Here is a 15,916-nt window from a genome sequence, read left to right as displayed (position 1 = left end):
CGGGCATGTACGTGGATGACGCCGTCGCCTTGGTGCCCAGCATGCCAGGCAGGCGGGTGCTGCTGGGCGTTGCCGGGGCTCCCGCCGCGGGCAAGTCGACGCTGGCCAGGTCGCTGGTGGACGGGGTGAACGCGCGGCTCGGCGCGGGCACGGCCGCGCAGGTCCCGATGGACGGCTTCCACCTCTCCAACGCCCAGCTGGACCGGCTGGGGCTGCGCGGGCGCAAGGGCGCGCCGGAGACCTTCGACGTGGACGGCTACGTCCATCTGCTGCGGCGGCTGCGCGCGGCACAGGACCGCACGGTCTACGTGCCGGACTTCGACCGGGCGCTGGACGAGCCGTTGGCGGCGGGCATCGCGGTGCCGGAGGGCGTCCGGCTGGTGGTGACCGAGGGGAACTACCTCGCCGACGACGGCCCGGGCTGGCACGAGGTGCGGGACCTGCTGGACGAGCTGTGGTTCCTGGAGACCGAGCCGGCGGTGCGCGAGGAGCGGCTGCTCGTACGGCATGTGACGGGGGGTCGCAGCGAGGACGAGGCGCGGGCCTTCATCGAGGCCAGCGAGCGGCCGAACGCGCTGCGCGTCGAATCGACGCGCAGCGCGGCCACCCGGGTGCTGCGGCTCAGCGACGGGACACGCTGAGCATCCGGCGCAGGATCTCCTCGCCCGCTGCCGCGCCCGCCAGGGCGAGCGCGTCGATGTGCGGGGCGGACCAGCCGGAGTCGGCGAGTTCGCCGTGGCCCGGGCGCCAGCCGGTGTGCGCGGCCAGCAGCAGGTCCGCGTCCAGGAGGGAGTCGCCTGCCGCCAGGACGTGCTCGGCGCCGGTGCGCCGGACGACCTCGGCCAGCGCGGCGGACTTGGTGAGCGGCCGGGGCACGGCGTAGATCTTGCGCCCCTGGAGCGACACCGTCCACCCCCGCTCCTCGGCCCACTCGGCCAGCTCCTTCACCCAGTTCTCGGGCAGCAGGGAGCGCTCGACGACGAGGTAGACGAACAGGTCCTCGGCCACCCGCTCCTTGCGCAGCCAGGACTCGTCGGAAGTGCGCGCCATGTATGCCCGCACCTCGTCCAGCGGCGCGCACCCCTCGGCGAGGCGGCGGCGCATCTCGGCGTTCCACTCGTGGTCGGTGTGGCCCTTGACGAGGATGTGCCCGCCGTTGGCGCAGATCGCGTAACGCGGCACCGGGCCGGGCAGGTTGATCCGCCGGTACTGCTTGCGGGTGCGCGTGGTGGCGGGGACGAACTCGGCGACCGCGGCCAGCTTCTGGAGCAGGCCGGCGGCGGTCTCGGTCATGAAGGACAGCGGCCGTCCCTCGTGGACCTCCACGCACAGCAGGCGGGGCGCGTCCTCGTCGGGCACGGTGAGGGCGAGCGCCGAAGGGGAGTAGACGAGGGTGCGGTCGAGGTCGCTCGCGACGAGCGTGCGCTGGTCCGGACGCTGCTTCACTGGGCCGTCACGGCCTTTCCGTCGGTACCGGTCGCGCCCCGGGTGAAGCGCGGGTGGATCAGCCCTACGCACGAGTACGGCAGGTCGTCCACCTCCTCCACCGGGACGCCCCGCTGCTCGGCGAGCAGCCGGATGTGGGCCAGGTCGGCGCCGGCCCCGCGGCGGGCGAGCACCCGCCAGGGCACGCGGCGCAGCAGGACCCGGGTGGTCTCGCCGACGCCGGGCTTGACCAGGTTGACGTCCCCGATGCCGTACTCCTCGCTGATCCGCTCCACGGCCTTCCAGCCCTCCCAGGTGGGCGTGCGGTCGGCGGCCTGGAGCTCCTTGAGGTCGCGGGCCACGTCCTCGGCCACGTCGCCGAAGCGGGCGGCGACCGTGTCGAGGAAGAGGGTGGAGACGTCCGAGCCGGCCAGCTCGCGGTAGAACTTCGCGCCGTGGAAGTCGTCCGGGCCGATCAGGTCGGAGCGCAGCACGGTGCGCGAGATCAGGCCGGAGACGGTGGAGTTGAGGCACGCGGACGGGATCAGGAAGTCGTCCCGGGTGCCGTAGGTGCGCACGCAGGACCCGGGGTCGGCGAGCACCGCGATCTCCGGGTCGAAGTTCCCGAAGGGGGCGACGGCCTCGGCCAGTTCGCGGGTGATCGCGCCCTTGCCGGTCCAGCCGTCCACGAAGACCACCCGCGCCGGGTCGTGGCGCTCGGCCAGCCAGCGCAGCGCGGTGGTGTCGATGCCGCGGCCGCGCACGATGGAGACCGCGTAGTGCGGCAGTTCCAGGCCGTGGGCGTGCCGGGCCCAGCGGCGCATCAGCACGCCGACGGGCGTGCCCGCGCGGGCCAGCGACACCAGTACCGCGTCCGGGCCGCGCTCGGCGAGCACCAGGTCGGTGACGGCCCCGACGGCGCGGGCGATCCGGTCCGCGGACTCCTCCAGGGCGGCCCGGAACAGCTCCTGGTACTCCGCGCTCGGCAGGTACTCCTCGGGCAGCGACTCCGCGTAGTGGGCGCCGCCGCTCTGGATGGCCTCCTCGCGTTCCTCGGTCGGGGCCTCCAGCTCCACGTCCGACAGGTCCTTGAGCAGCCAGCCGACCTCTTCGGGGGCGTAGGAGGAGAACGCGGGGCCGCGCAGCGGCTCCGGGAGCCCCGGGGAGGTGCGGGGTTCGTAACTGGGCACCACGGCGAGCAGGAGCCTTTCTGTGTGTTCGGCGAGCCGCGCGAGCAGCCCTTCGGGGGCGTGCAGCGCGGGCGTGTCCGCTGCGCTGTCCACGACCGCGACGATCGTGTCGAAGCCGGCGCCGGCGACGTTGTACGCGTAGCGCTCGCCGGGGCCGTCGGCGGGCGCGTCGTGGTCGGGGAAGACGATCCGGGTGCGGATCGCGTACCCGGGGTCGTCGACCGCGAGCACGGGCGAGCGCGTGGTGGTGGAGAAGCGGACCTCCGCGTGCGGCAGCGCCTCCTGAAGGGCCTGGGCCAGACGCAGCGGGGCGTACATCAGCTCCTCGTTGCCCAGCACCAGGATCCGCCCGCCGGCCGCCGCGCCCGCCGCCCGTGCCGCCAGCGGGGCGGCCATCGCCGGGAGGGCCGCCTCCAGGCGCGCGCGGTGGGCGGGCGTGAAGCCGTGCCGGCCGCCGTCGGGCACGCCGGCCGGCCAGTCCAGGGGTACGCGCTCCGGCAGCGGGCGGCCGCCGGGCGCCGCCGGGTGCGCGGCGGGGGCGTCCCCGCCGTGCTCGGCGACCAGGGCCCGGCCGCGCTCCAGCACGTCCTCGGGGAGTTCGACGCCGCCCGAGGCGAGAGCGACCAGGTCGACCGCGGCGCCCAATTCCGCGGCGACGGCGGCGAGCCGGTCCCGGTCGGCGGGCGAGCGCATGTCGACCAGGGCCACCACCACGTACCGGTCCCGCGGGTAGCGCGCGTGCAGCGCGCGGACCGTGTTGAGCACGGTGCGCCCGGTGGAGAACTCGTCGTCGACGAGGACCAGCGGCCCGTCCCCCGCGAGCAGCGCGGGGTCCTCGGGCAGCAGCAGGTGGGAGGTGGCGTGGCTGTGCTCCTCCTCGAATCCGCCCACCGGGGTCACTTTGGGCACCGGGCGCCGGGTGGAGTGCAGGTAGGGGGCGGTGCCGAGGCCGTCGGCGACGGCGTGGCCGAGGCCGGTCGCGGTCTCCGCGTAGCCGAGCACGACCGCGCGCGCCGCCGCGTCCGCCCCGAGCAGTTCGCGCACGCGCACGCCGAGCCCGTGCCCGGCCGCGTAGACGGCCCCGGGCCGCTGCGGGACGTGCTTGCCCAGCACATTGGAGACGAGCAGGTGCGCGCGCTTGGGGTTGCGGCGCAGGGCGAGGCCCAGCAGACCGCTCAGTCCCTCACCGCGCAGGGCGATACCGAGGCGGTCGGCGACCCATTGCCCGGACCAGACGGACTCTGCTGCCATGGGGACGGCCCTTTCCCGGTGGGCGCCGGTCATGACGGCACGCACGCGGCCAGGAGTTCCACGAAGTTGGTCTCCTCCCGCGCCACGCCGAAGACCTCGGCACGCCGCACGGTGCGCTCGGCCCAGGCGCGGTGCGGCTTCACCTCGTTCATCTTGTTGGTGTAGGCCGACCTCAGGACGCCGCCGCCGCTGCGGTCCTCGTGGAGGATGTCCGCGGCGTCGGTCCACTCCTCGTGGGAGACGACGTTCAGCGCGTGCACGGGCTGCACGTGCGAGGGATGGATGCAGGTCTTGCCCTGCAGTCCGTTGGTGCGGTCGAGCTCGATCTCGCGGAGCAGGCCGTCCATGTCGCGCTGGATGAGGGCGTCGCGCAGGTCGACGGCCTCGGGCACGAAGGGGCTGTGCCGCAGCAGCGGCTTGAACATCCGCTCGGAGTGCCGGAAGTACTCCCACACCGGGCCGGTGATCGTGAAGCCGGTGCCGTCGGCGCGGCCGAGGACATTGACGACGTCGGCGATGACGGAGGCCACGATGCGGACGTCGTAGGCGGTCATGTCGGGCGAGCGGCGCAGCCCGTAGGCGGAGCAGAAGTCGGTGACGCCCAGGCGCAGCGCGAGCACCCGCTCGCGGTACTTGTCGACGGTCCGCGCTATCCCGTACAGCGTCTCGGTGCGCGACTCCAGGTGCAGCAGCTGCGGCGACTCCAGCACCGGCATCGCGAACAGACGGCGGCCGCACAGGCCTTCGGCGACGGCGAGCGCCTCCAGAAAGGGGACGCCGGACTCCTCGGTGAACTTGGGGAGCACGAACCCGGAGAGCAGGCGCGCCGTGTCGCCGAGGCGGCGCACCAGGTCGGTGATCTGCTCCGGGGTGCGGACGCGTATGAAGAGCAGGGGCGGGTCGGCGTCGCCGATGCGGGCGGCCAGCGCGCCGAACTGGAGAACCAGGTTCTCCTCGCCCGCGACGACCTCGCCGTCGTCTATCGAGTCCTCCAGGCACAGCACCATCGAGACGACCCCGCGGGCTGACTGCTTGAGGATGTCCTCCGCAAGGCTCGCACGGGTCGCCGGGCTGTAGAGGGTAGCCCCCAGGGCGACGGCAAGCATGGCGGCCGGCGAGTCGGCGGTGAACTCTCCGGGCTCCCGGTGGAAGAGTTCGTTCCGTACGTCCGGCGCGAGGTGCGCGAAGTGGCGCATACGTTCCCCCGTGGCAGGTGGTGGGTGGTGGGGCGGGAAGCGTCCCCCGACGCCGTGGCCGATTATCGTACGTGTGAGGCCACCCGGGTCGTTCCCGTCGCATATGAAAATCAGGTAACCCCATCGAGTCTGCGGGATGTCGGCCCACCCGTGACGGGCGGCGCCGCCGTGCCCCGCGTTGTGACCGCGGCCCTTGGGAGGGCAGGATGACGGGCATGACGCAGGCGATGGTAAAGGGCTCGAACATCCCCGTGCCGGCTTCGGGCGTGCGGGCGGTACTGCGCTGGAGCCCGGGCGCGGGGATTCCGGACGTCGACGCGTCGGCGCTGCTGGTCGGGACGGACGGGCGGGTGCGCTCGGACGAGGACTTCGTCTTCTACAACCAGCCCCGGCACCCGGCGGGCGTGGCGCGGCACCTGCCCAAGCGCAGCGAGCCGGCCGGGCTGACCGACGCGGTCGAGGTGGACCTGTCCGCGCTCGACCCGAGCGTCGAGCGGGTGGTGATCGCGGCCTCCTCCGACGGCGGTCCCTTCGCGCTCGTCTCGGACCTGCGGGTTCTGCTGTACGACGTCGCCGCGACGGCCGGCTCCGAGGGCGAGCCGCTGGCGTTCTTCGACGTCGTCCCGGACACCGGTGACGAGTCGGCGCTGATCTGCGGCGAGCTGTACCGGCGCTCCGGCGGCTGGAAGTTCCGCGCGCTGGGGCAGGGGTACGTGTCCGGGCTCGAGGGCCTGGCGACCGAGTTCGGGATCGCCGTGGACGAGGGCGACCTGGTCGAGACCCCGCCGCAGCAGCAGCCGCGGCCGGACGGCGAGGTGACCTCGCTGCCGCAGCCGGTGCCGGTACCGCCCACGGTCCGGATGACCGCCGAGCCCGAGGCCTACACCTTGCAGGCCCCGGCCCCCGCCACCCAGGCCACTCAGGCCACTCAGGCCGCCCAGCCGGCGTACGGCTACCCGCAGCAGCCCCAGCCGACGCTGCCGGCTCCCGCCTACGGCTACCCGCAGCAGCCCGAGCACACCGTGCCCGCCCCCGCCTACGGCTACCCGCAGCAGCCGGCCGCCACAGCGGCCGCGCCCGGCCCCGCCTACGGATATCCCCAGCCGCGGCGGGACGTCACACTGCCCCCGCAGGGCCCGCAGTTCCAGGAGCGCCGCTGACCGCGGGCCGCCGCCGGGGCGGGCCGCGTCATACCTTGCTCTTGTAGCCGCGGCCCCACTGCAGCCCCCAGCCGTAGAGCCGGTCGAGTTCGGCCTGGAAGCCGTAGACGTACTTGACCTCGCGGCGCACGGTCAGGTCGCCCTTCTTGTTCTCGATGAGCACGACGGCGCAGGACCGGGCCTGCGGCTCGCGCTCGTTGAGCGGGATCTCGATGCGCGGTCCGGAGCTGGGGAAGATCTCCACCTTGGCGTGGGTGCGGTCGAAGGCCGGCGTGCCGTCGTAGATGTAGACGAAGACGAGCATGCGCTTGAGCTCGTCGCGCTTGTCGAGGTTGATGTAGAGCGTCTCGCCCGAGGAGCCGCCGAAGCGGTCGTCCCCGCTCATCTGGATGTACGGCGGGGCGTCCAGGTCCCCGAGGAAGTTGCCGAGCGGCTGGACGACGCCCTTGGTGCCGTCGGCGAGTTCGTACATGCAGGCCAGGTCGAGGTCGACGTTGACCATGGCGGGACCGGCCGCCTGCACCGGCTCGGGCTTGAACAGATGCATCTGGCGGCTCAGCCAGGAGCCGCCGCGCTGGTTCCAGCCACCGGTGTCGGAGGTGCGCATCTGCCAGGACAGGTTGATCCGCAGATTGCCGACGGCCGCGCCCTGTTTGGTGAGCGAGACGACCTGATGGCGCCGGGTGAGCTCGATGGTGTGCACGTTCGCGATGTCGAACTGCACGTCGAAGCCGCCGCTGGGCCGCAGAAAGTTCCACATGTGTGCTCCGCCCCTCCCCTGACGTACCGCCGCCCTCCGCCCGGCGGGCGGAGGGCGGCGGCCCGGACCGGTCGTGCGCCGGGGCTCAGACCCCGCTCGTCACTTCCGTCTTGTCGTTGTCGTCCCGCTGCTCGGAGCTTTCCCCGAGACGGCGGTTTCGCACCACCGACGACCAGTAGGAGGCGCCGATCAGGACGACGCCGACGAGGCCGGTGATGACCTCGTTGATCTCGTACTTGATGGTGACCAGGAGGATGACGGCCAGGGCGCCGATGGCGTAGTGCGCGCCGTGCTCCAGGTAGACGTAGTCGTCCAGGGTGCCCTTGCGGACCAGGTAGACGGTGAGCGACCGGATGTACATGGCGCCGATGCCGAGGCCGAGCGCGATGATGAAGATGTCGTTGGAGATGGCGAACGCGCCGATGACGCCGTCGAAGGAGAACGAGGCGTCGATGACCTCGAGGTAGAGGAACAGGAAGAAGGCCGCCTTGCCGGCCAGGCCCACGGCGCTGGAGCCGCTGCCGCTCGGCTTGCCGCCGCCGGCCACCTCCTCCAGCTCCTGGTCCGCCTCGTCCGCCTCTTCGTCCAGGCGGTCCTCGAAGTAGCTGGAGATGCCGCCGACGATGAGATAGGTGATCAGACCGCCGATGCCCGCGAGCAGCACGGTGGAGGTCTTGTCGCCGCCGCCGTGGGCCACCGCGGTGGCCACGGTGGTGGCGGCGACCAGCAGCGTGACCAGGGCGACGACCACCGAGAGCATGTCCAGCTTGCCGAGCTTGGACAGCGGGCGCTCCAGCCAGGACAGCCAGGTGTGCTCACGGCTCTCGAAGATGAAGTCAAGGAAGATCATCAGCAGGAACATCCCGCCGAACGCGGCGATCGCCGGGTGCGCGGAGGTCACCAGGTGCTCGTACTTGTCCGCGTTGTTGATCGCCAGATCGATCGCCTCGATCGGGCCGATCTTGGCCGTGATCGACACGATGATGATCGGGAAGATCAGCCGCATACCGAAGACGGCGATCACGATGCCGATCGTCAGGAAGATGCGCTGCCAGAAGGCATTCATCTTCCGGAGGATTCCGGCGTTGATCACCGCGTTGTCGAAGGAAAGCGAGATCTCCAGCACCGAGAGGATCGCGACAAGGGCAAGGCCCTGCGCACCCCACAGGAAGCCGGCGAGGGCCAAGCCGATGGCGGTTACGCCGAGCGACCAGCCGAATGTTCGGAGGAGCACTGGTTTTCCAATCCCTTTACGAAACGTTGACCCCGAAGTCTAGGGCGATGCCCCGCAGGCCCGACGCGTACCCCTGGCCAACGGCTCGGAACTTCCATTCACCGCCGTAGCGGTAGAGCTCGCCGAAGATCATGGCGGTTTCGCTGGACGCGTCCTCGGACAGGTCGTACCGGGCCAGTTCGCTCTGGTCGAGCTGGTTGACCACCCGGATGTAGGCGTTGCTGACCTGACCGAAGGTCTGACCGCGGGCGTCCGCCTCGTGGATGGAGACCGGAAAGACGATCTTGTCGACCCGCTCGGGGACCGCCACGAGATCGACGATCAGGATCTCGTCGTCGCCGTCGCCGTCGCCGGTGAGGTTGTCCCCGGTGTGCTCGACCGATCCCTCCGGGCTCTTGAGATTGTTGTAGAAGACGAAGTACTCGTCGCCGAGGACCCGTCCCGAGGCGCACAGCAGGGCGCTCGCGTCCAGGTCGAAGGGCGCTCCGGTGGTGGAGCGCGCGTCCCAGCCGAGCCCGATCACCACCTGTGTGAGATTGGGTGCGGCCTTGGTAAGGGAGACATTGCCTCCCTTGGCGAGCGTCACGCCCATGCTGTTCTCCTCCCCCAGCCGGGGTGCGCGGCCCGCCCGCCCGGGGCGGGCCGCACGACCCTGGACATCAGACGTTGACGCCGAAGTCCTGCGCGATGCCGCGCAGGCCGGAGGCGTACCCCTGGCCGATGGCCCGGAACTTCCACTCCGCGCCGTGCCGGTACAGCTCGCCGAAGACCATCGCGGTCTCGGTGGAGGCGTCCTCGGTGAGGTCGTAGCGGGCCAGCTCGTTGTTGTCGGCCTGGTTCACCACCCGGATGAACGCGTTGCGCACCTGGCCGAAGGACTGCTGACGGGCCTCGGCCTCGTAGATCGACACCGGGAAGACGATCTTGGAGATCTCGGCCGGTACGGCCGCCAGGTTCACCTTGATCTGCTCGTCGTCGCCCTCGCCGTCGCCGGTGAGGTTGTCGCCGGTGTGCTCCACGGAGCCGTCGGGGCTCTTGAGGTTGTTGAAGAAGACGAAGTGCTGGTCGGAGAGGACCTTGCCCTCGTTGCCCGTGAGAAGGGCACTGGCGTCAAGGTCGAATCCGGCGCCCGTGGTGGTGCGGGCGTCCCAGCCGAGGCCGACGACGACGGCCGTGAGGTTGGGGGCCTCCTTCGTCAGCGAAACGTTGCCACCCTTGCTGAGGCTGACTCCCACGAGTCCTCCCATGTCATCGCGTGCCGCTCGTAACAGGATCAACGCCCTGAGGGTAGTACCCGGTTCCCTCCGACTACAGGGCTTCGAGCGCCTTGACGTACTCGTTCAGGTCACGCGCGTCCGGCAGGCCGTTGACGACGGTCCAGCGGATGACGCCCTCCTTGTCGATGACGAAGGTGCCGCGCACCGCGCAGCCCTTGTCCTCGGCGAAGACGCCGTAGGCCCGGGAGACCTCGCCGTGCGGCCAGAAATCGGAGAGCAGCGGGTAGTCCAGGCCCTCCTGCTCGGAGAAGACGCGCTGGGTGTGCATGGAGTCGTTCGAGACCGCCAGCAACTGGACGTCGTCGTTCTGGAACGCCGGGAGCGCGTCCCGCAGCGCGCACAGCTCACCGGTACAGACACCGGTGAAGGCGAAGGGGAAGAAGAGCAGCACGACGTTCCGGGCCCCCCGGTAGTCCGAGAGCCGGACGGTCTGGCCGTGCTGGTTCCTCAGCTCGAAGTCGGGGGCCTTGTCTCCTGCTGCGAGCGCCATGCGGGACACACCTTTCCGGTGACGGGAGCTGCGGCGAAGCCCTCACGGCCCAGCCTGTGCCCCAGTCAACCACTGCCCGCCGGACAGCACGCAAGACGCCCCCGCGGCACGGTGCCGCGGGGGCCTGGGGTCCGTCCGAAACGCCTCAGCGCTTGGCGGCCTTCGCCGACTTGGGAGTCACCAGCCGGCTGGCTGTCCAGTCCTTGGAGACGTTGACACTGCTGGTCTGAGCCAGGCCGGCTGTCTGCGCGGCCTCTCCGATGTCACTCGGCTCGACGTGCCCGTCACGGCCGGTCTTCGGGGTCATGAGCCAGATCTGGGCGCCGTCGTCGACGGCGGACGTGGCATCGACCAGGGCGTCGGTCAGGTCGCCGTCATCGTCGCGGAACCACAGGACGACACCGTCGGCGACGTCGTCGTAGTCCTCGTCCGCGAGCTCTTCGCCCGTGATCTCCTCGATACCCTCACGGAGCTCCTGATCGACGTCGTCGTCGTATCCGAGCTCCTGGACCACCTGTCCGGGCTCGAAACCAAGCCGGCTTGCCGGGTTGGTCCGCTCCTCCGCGTGGCCCGCGGTCGCGCTCACGCTCTGCCTCCTGTCATGGGGGTTGTCTTCCCGCTCCTGTGCGGGGTTATGGGCGGTAGTCCACACGGGCGCGGCGGATCGCGCAAGTACCCGGCCGCCCATCCCGCCCAAACGTTGACGTGTCACCGCAACCCGAACTGCGAAGGGTGACGTGGCTCACTCCACTATGCCAGCATTTCTACCGAATCGGGGTCGTGGTCGGTCGTACGTCCGAGTGGGCGTACAGTTGCGATTTGGTCGCTCGGCCACCGGAAGCCACGCAGGAGCCCCACCAGGGGCCTTGTAGGTGGGTCTGTCTCGCTACATGACGGTTACCGCTCAGTAGAGATGACGTATCCCGAACGCGCGGTACACGATGGAGGCGGCGTGACCCCGTAGAGCACTACCTAGCAGCGAAGGATTAGCGTGGCTTCCGGATCAGATCGCAACCCGATCATCATTGGCGGCCTTCCCAGCCAGGTCCCGGATTTCGATCCCGAGGAGACGGCGGAATGGCTCGACTCGCTTGACTCCGCCATCGACGAGCGCGGACGCGAGCGCGCCCGCTACCTGATGCTCCGTCTGATCGAACGCGCCCGCGAGCGGCGCGTGGCCGTGCCCGAGATGCGCAGCACGGACTACATCAACACCATCGCGACCAAGGACGAGCCGTTCTTCCCCGGCAACGAGGAGATCGAGCGGCGCATCCTGAACGCGACCCGCTGGAACGCGGCGGTCATGGTGTCCCGTGCGCAGCGCCCCGGCATCGGCGTCGGCGGCCACATCGCCACCTTCGCTTCCTCGGCCTCCCTCTACGACGTGGGCTTCAACCACTTCTTCCGGGGCAAGGACGACGGCAAGGGCGGAGACCAGATCTTCTTCCAGGGACACGCCTCTCCGGGTGTCTACGCCCGCGCCTTCCTGCTGGACCGGCTCTCCGGAACCCAGCTCGACGCGTTCCGCCAGGAGAAGTCCAAGGCCCCCTACGGCCTGTCCAGCTACCCGCACCCGCGGCTCATGCCGGACTTCTGGGAGTTCCCGACCGTGTCCATGGGCCTCGGCCCGCTGGGCGCGATCTACCAGGCCCGGATGAACCGCTACATGCAGGCGCGCGGCATCGCCGACACCGAGCAGTCGCACGTGTGGGCCTTCCTCGGCGACGGCGAGATGGACGAGCCGGAGTCGCTCGGCCAGCTGTCCCTGGCCGCCCGCGAGGGTCTGGACAACCTCACCTTCGTCGTCAACTGCAACCTTCAGCGGCTCGACGGCCCGGTGCGCGGCAACGGCAAGATCATCCAGGAGCTGGAGTCGCAGTTCCGCGGTGCCGGCTGGAACGTCATCAAGCTGATCTGGGACCGCACCTGGGACCCGCTGCTCGCCCAGGACCGCGACGGCGTGCTGGTGAACAAGCTCAACACCACGCCCGACGGCCAGTTCCAGACGTACGCCACCGAGACCGGCGCGTACATCCGCGAGCACTTCTTCGGCGAGGACCAGCGGCTGCGCACGATGGTCGAGGGCCTCAGCGACGACCAGGTGCTGCACCTGGGCCGCGGCGGCCACGACCACCGCAAGATCTACGCGGCGTACAAGGCGGCCCGCGAGCACAAGGGCCAGCCGACCGTGATCCTGGCCCAGACCGTCAAGGGCTGGACCCTCGGCCCGAACTTCGAGGGCCGCAACGCGACCCACCAGATGAAGAAGCTGACGGTCGACGACCTCAAGCGCTTCCGTGACCGGCTGCACCTGCCGATTGCCGACACGGAGCTGGAGTCCGGCGCCCCGCCGTACTACCACCCGGGCCGGAACTCGGAGGAGATCCAGTACATGCACGACCGCCGCAAGGGCCTGGGCGGTTACGTCCCGACCCGCGTCGTGCGTGCCCAGCCCCTGGCGCTGCCGGACGACAAGGCGTACGCGGCGACCCGCAAGGGCTCCGGCCAGCAGACGATCGCCACCACCATGGCGTTCGTCCGGCTGCTGAAGGACCTCATGCGGGACAAGGAGATCGGCAAGCGCTTCGTGCCGATCGCCCCCGACGAGTACCGCACCTTCGGCATGGACTCGCTCTTCCCGTCGGCCAAGATCTACAACCCGCTGGGCCAGACGTACGAGTCGGTCGACCGCGAGCTGCTGCTGGCGTACAAGGAGTCCCCGACCGGCCAGATGCTGCACGACGGCATCTCCGAGGCGGGCTGCACCGCCTCGCTGATCGCCGCGGGCTCTGCCTACGCCACGCACGGCGAGCCGCTGATCCCGGTCTACGTCTTCTACTCGATGTTCGGCTTCCAGCGCACGGGCGACCAGTTCTGGCAGATGGCCGACCAGCTGGCGCGCGGCTTCGTCCTGGGCGCCACCGCGGGCCGCACCACGCTGACCGGTGAGGGCCTCCAGCACGCCGACGGCCACTCGCACCTGCTCGCCTCCACGAACCCGGCCGTGGTCGCCTACGACCCCGCGTACGGCTTCGAGATCGCGCACATCGTGCGGGACGGTCTGCGCCGCATGTACGGCGGGACGCCCGAGGCGAACGAGGACATCTTCTACTACCTCACCGTCTACAACGAGCCGATCGTCCAGCCGGCCGAGCCGGCGAACGTGGACGTCGACGGCATCCTCAAGGGCCTGTACAAGTACAGGGCCGGCGAGGCGGGCGTGATCCCGGCGCAGATCCTGGCGTCCGGTGTCGCGGTGCCGTGGGCCATCGAGGCGCAGCGCATCCTCGCCGAGGAGTGGAACGTACGGGCCGACGTCTGGTCCGCCACCTCCTGGAACGAGCTGCGGCGCGACGCGGTCGCGGCCGAGGAGCACAACCTGCTCCACCCGGAGGAGGAGCAGCGCGTCCCGTACGTGACGCGGAAGCTCTCCGGCTCCGAGGGCCCGTTCGTGGCCGTCTCCGACTGGATGCGGGCCGTTCCGGACCAGATCGCGCGCTGGGTGCCCGGTGCCTGGCAGTCGCTGGGTGCGGACGGCTTCGGCTTCGCGGACACCCGCGGCGCGGCGCGGCGCTTCTTCCACATCGACGCTCAGTCGGTGGTCCTCGGCGTGCTCACCGAGCTCGCCAAGGCGGGGAAGATCGACCGCTCGGTGCTGAAGCAGGCGATCGACCGCTACCAGCTGCTCGACGTGGCCGCCGCCCACCCCGGCGCGGCCGGCGGCGACGCCTGACGGTCCCCGCTTCGCCAGGGCCCCCACCGCGCTCGCGGTGGGGGCCCTGCCCCTGTCCGCGCACTCACTGGTCGACGATCTGGAAGGCCCGGATCGTGTGCCGGGACTCCGGCACCCACGTGCCGGACGGGAACGTCACGAAGTCCCCCTCGGTGGAGCACTCCGCGCTCTGGTAGGTCGTCACGAGCTTGCGGGTGCGGTTGGCGAAGGACTTCGCGGTCACACCGGCGGGCAGCGGCACGCAGGAGTTGACGTCGGTGTCCGCGAGTTCGTGGACCAGGCGGGTGCCGCCGTAGTCCGGCCGGACCCACAGGCACAGTTCGCCGGGGTCGCAGCCGCCCGCGGCAGCCGCGCCCGCCGGAGCGGGGGACACCAGGGCGGCGGCGCTCGCGGCCAGGGCGAGCGGCAGGGTCAGGGTCAACGTCAGGGCACGGCGCATGTGGATCACTCCCCGTTGTCGGCGCGGCGTCGGTATGGCGCCGGTACGGAGCACCACCGTGAACGACGAGGCCCGGGGCCGCCAAGGGCCCCGGGCCTCGATCACCCTGATAGGGAGTCGTACGGCGTCAGACGTGCACCGCACCGCCGGCTGCGTCCGCGTTGACGCCGCGCTTGGTCAGGAAGGCGACGCCCGCCGCGAAGGCGGCCACGACGCCGGCGACCGTGAAGGCCAGACCCATCCCGGACAGGAAGGTCTCCTGCGTGGCCTTCGTGATCAGCGCCACGACCTCCGCCGGGGTGTTCGGCGCGATCGGCGGCACGCCCACCACGACCGCGTCCGCGGCCTGCGCGGCCTGCTCGCCCTTGAGCGGGGGCAGTCCGGCCGCGGCCCACTTCTCGGGCAGCGCGCTGTCCACGCGCGAGGCCATGATCGTCCCCAGGACGGCGGTGCCGAGGCTGCCGCCGACCTGCATCGCGGAGCCCTGGAGACCGCCCGCCACGCCGGACAGTTCCAGCGGGGCGTTGCCGACGATGACGTCGGTGGCGCCGACCATGACCGGGGCGAGGCCGAGGCCCAGCAGCGCGAACCAGACGGACATGATCAGGGTGCCGGAGTCGGCCTCCAGGGTCGTCATGCCGAACATGGCCACCGCCGTGCACACCATGCCGCCGACCAGCGGCACCTGGGGGCCGAACTTGGTGATGAGCGCGCCGGCGACCGGCGAGCTGACGATCATCATCGCGGTGAGCGGCAGCAGATGGACACCGCACTCCACCGCCGACATCCCGTGGACGTTCTGCAGATAGAAGGTCACGAAGAACAGGCCGCCCAGGAAGGCGAAGGCCATCAGCACCATCAGCAAGGTGCCCGCGGACAGCGGCACCGAGCGGAACATCCGCAGCGGGATCAGCGGCTCGGAGGCCCTGGTCTCCCAGAGCGCGAACAGCACGAACAGCAGCACCGAGCCGACCAGGAAGAGCAGGGTCCTCACGTCGCCCCAGCCCCACTCCGGAGCCTTGATCAGGCCCCACACCAGGCCGAACATCGCGCCGGAGAGCAGCAGGATGCCGGGGATGTCGAAGGACCGCGGCGCCTTCTCCGCGCGGACGTCCTTGAGGATCACCAGGCCCATGACGAGCGCGATCAGACCCACGGGCACGTTGATGAAGAAGACGGACTGCCAGTTCACGTGCTCGACCAGCAGACCGCCCGCGATCGGCCCGGCGGCGGTGGAGGCACCGATGACCATGCCCCAGATGCCGATGGCCATGTTGAGCCTCTCGGCCGGGAAGGTGGCCCGCAGCAGGCCGAGCGCGGCGGGCTGGAGCAGCGCGCCGAACAGGCCCTGCAGGACCCGGAGCGCGATCACCATGGTGACGCCGCTGGAGAGACCGATCAGACCGGAGGTGAGCGCGAAGCCCGCGAGGCCGACGAGGAAGGTCTGGCGGTGCCCGAAGCGGTCGCCGAGCTTGCCGGCGGTGATCAACGACACGGCGAGGGCGAGCATGTACCCGGTGGTGATCCACTGGATCTGCTCGCGGGAGGCGCCGAGGTCGGCCTGGATGGCCGGGTTGGCGACGGCGACGATCGTGCCGTCCAGCGCCACCACCATGACGCCGGTGGCGACCGAGAAGAGGGTCAGCCAGGGATGGCCGCGGAGCGGCTTCTTGGCAAGCGCCGGTATCGGGTCCGGGGCCTGGTCGGTGACGACGGGGGCTTGGGTCATGGGCAAGAGATTATGGCAGGCTCTGACATTTG

Annotated in this window: 14 protein-coding genes; 3 read left to right on the top strand and 11 right to left on the bottom strand. The window is 70.8% G+C overall.

Going from position 1 to position 15,916, the window contains the following annotated elements; all coding sequences use genetic code 11:
- The first annotated feature begins 5 nt into the window (after positions 1-5).
- The gene (locus RV983_RS25100; protein ID WP_475987985.1) at positions 6-641 is read left to right on the top strand and encodes a nucleoside/nucleotide kinase family protein; all 636 of its coding nucleotides are present in this window, start codon (positions 6-8) and stop codon (positions 639-641) included.
- Here the strand turns inward: RV983_RS25100 and RV983_RS25095 are convergent.
- Genes RV983_RS25095 through RV983_RS25085 form a run of 3 tightly spaced genes read right to left on the bottom strand, consistent with a single transcriptional unit; the run spans position 622 to position 5,062 of the window.
- Positions 622-1,446: an HAD family hydrolase gene (locus RV983_RS25095; protein ID WP_475987984.1), complete on the bottom strand. Its 825-nt coding sequence runs from the start codon at positions 1,444-1,446 to the stop codon at positions 622-624. The two genes, RV983_RS25100 and RV983_RS25095, sit on opposite strands and share 20 nt — an antisense overlap.
- Entirely contained in the window at positions 1,443-3,866 is a 2,424-nt protein-coding gene (locus RV983_RS25090) for a phosphoribosyltransferase (RefSeq protein ID WP_475987983.1), read from the bottom strand. The genes RV983_RS25095 and RV983_RS25090 overlap by 4 nt, the downstream gene beginning before the upstream one ends.
- Positions 3,867-3,895: 29 nt before the next feature.
- Complete coding sequence (locus RV983_RS25085) at positions 3,896-5,062, bottom strand: HpcH/HpaI aldolase/citrate lyase family protein (protein ID WP_475987982.1); 1,167 nt, start codon at positions 5,060-5,062, stop codon at positions 3,896-3,898.
- Between the two features lie 215 nt (positions 5,063-5,277).
- Here RV983_RS25085 and RV983_RS25080 point away from each other — a divergent pair, with 215 nt between their 5' ends.
- Entirely contained in the window at positions 5,278-6,222 is a 945-nt protein-coding gene (locus tag RV983_RS25080; protein ID WP_475987981.1) for a TerD family protein, read from the top strand.
- A gap of 28 nt (positions 6,223-6,250) precedes the next feature.
- Here RV983_RS25080 and RV983_RS25075 read toward each other — a convergent pair whose 3' ends face one another.
- The 6 genes from RV983_RS25075 to RV983_RS25050 all read right to left on the bottom strand — a co-directional run bounded on the left by RV983_RS25075 (position 6,251) and on the right by RV983_RS25050 (position 10,569).
- Positions 6,251-6,982: a TerD family protein gene (locus tag RV983_RS25075; protein ID WP_475987980.1), complete on the bottom strand. Its 732-nt coding sequence runs from the start codon at positions 6,980-6,982 to the stop codon at positions 6,251-6,253.
- A gap of 85 nt (positions 6,983-7,067) precedes the next feature.
- Positions 7,068-8,216, bottom strand: coding sequence for a DUF475 domain-containing protein (locus RV983_RS25070; protein ID WP_475987979.1), 1,149 nt, complete (start codon positions 8,214-8,216; stop codon positions 7,068-7,070).
- A gap of 16 nt (positions 8,217-8,232) precedes the next feature.
- Positions 8,233-8,808 (bottom strand): TerD family protein, encoded by a 576-nt coding sequence (locus RV983_RS25065; RefSeq protein WP_475987978.1) that lies wholly within the window; start codon positions 8,806-8,808, stop codon positions 8,233-8,235.
- 67 nt (positions 8,809-8,875) lie between these two features.
- Entirely contained in the window at positions 8,876-9,451 is a 576-nt protein-coding gene (locus RV983_RS25060; protein ID WP_475987977.1) for a TerD family protein, read from the bottom strand.
- A 73-nt stretch (positions 9,452-9,524) separates the two neighbouring features.
- Entirely contained in the window at positions 9,525-9,983 is a 459-nt protein-coding gene (locus RV983_RS25055; RefSeq protein ID WP_475987976.1) for a peroxiredoxin, read from the bottom strand.
- A gap of 145 nt (positions 9,984-10,128) precedes the next feature.
- The gene (locus RV983_RS25050; RefSeq protein WP_319662596.1) at positions 10,129-10,569 is read right to left on the bottom strand and encodes a DUF3052 domain-containing protein; all 441 of its coding nucleotides are present in this window, start codon (positions 10,567-10,569) and stop codon (positions 10,129-10,131) included.
- Between the two features lie 405 nt (positions 10,570-10,974).
- Here RV983_RS25050 and aceE point away from each other — a divergent pair, with 405 nt between their 5' ends.
- A complete protein-coding gene (gene aceE / locus RV983_RS25045) occupies positions 10,975-13,716 on the top strand; it encodes a pyruvate dehydrogenase (acetyl-transferring), homodimeric type (protein ID WP_475987975.1) in 2,742 nt (913 codons plus the stop codon).
- A gap of 64 nt (positions 13,717-13,780) precedes the next feature.
- On the opposite strand, the gene RV983_RS25040 is transcribed toward aceE, so the two are convergent.
- Positions 13,781-14,155 (bottom strand): peptidase inhibitor family I36 protein, encoded by a 375-nt coding sequence (locus tag RV983_RS25040; RefSeq protein WP_475987974.1) that lies wholly within the window; start codon positions 14,153-14,155, stop codon positions 13,781-13,783.
- A 127-nt stretch (positions 14,156-14,282) separates the two neighbouring features.
- Complete coding sequence (locus tag RV983_RS25035; RefSeq protein WP_475987973.1) at positions 14,283-15,884, bottom strand: MFS transporter; 1,602 nt, start codon at positions 15,882-15,884, stop codon at positions 14,283-14,285.
- Between the last annotated feature and the right edge of the window lie 32 nt (positions 15,885-15,916).

It is taken from the genome of Streptomyces sp. RLA123 (assembly GCF_056270165.1).
Note: the sequence above shows the minus strand (reverse complement) of the source record. Positions and strands in the feature narration are given on the sequence as shown.

Coding starts and splice junctions, on each gene's coding strand:
- RV983_RS25100 (WP_475987985.1), top strand. CDS start 6: ATGTACGTGGATGACGCCGTCGCCTTGGTGCCCAGCATGCCAGGCAGG.
- RV983_RS25090 (WP_475987983.1), bottom strand. CDS start 3,866: ATGGCAGCAGAGTCCGTCTGGTCCGGGCAATGGGTCGCCGACCGCCTC.
- RV983_RS25085 (WP_475987982.1), bottom strand. CDS start 5,062: ATGCGCCACTTCGCGCACCTCGCGCCGGACGTACGGAACGAACTCTTC.
- RV983_RS25080 (WP_475987981.1), top strand. CDS start 5,278: ATGACGCAGGCGATGGTAAAGGGCTCGAACATCCCCGTGCCGGCTTCG.
- RV983_RS25075 (WP_475987980.1), bottom strand. CDS start 6,982: ATGTGGAACTTTCTGCGGCCCAGCGGCGGCTTCGACGTGCAGTTCGAC.
- RV983_RS25065 (WP_475987978.1), bottom strand. CDS start 8,808: ATGGGCGTGACGCTCGCCAAGGGAGGCAATGTCTCCCTTACCAAGGCC.
- RV983_RS25055 (WP_475987976.1), bottom strand. CDS start 9,983: ATGGCGCTCGCAGCAGGAGACAAGGCCCCCGACTTCGAGCTGAGGAAC.
- RV983_RS25040 (WP_475987974.1), bottom strand. CDS start 14,155: ATGCGCCGTGCCCTGACGTTGACCCTGACCCTGCCGCTCGCCCTGGCC.
- RV983_RS25035 (WP_475987973.1), bottom strand. CDS start 15,884: ATGACCCAAGCCCCCGTCGTCACCGACCAGGCCCCGGACCCGATACCG.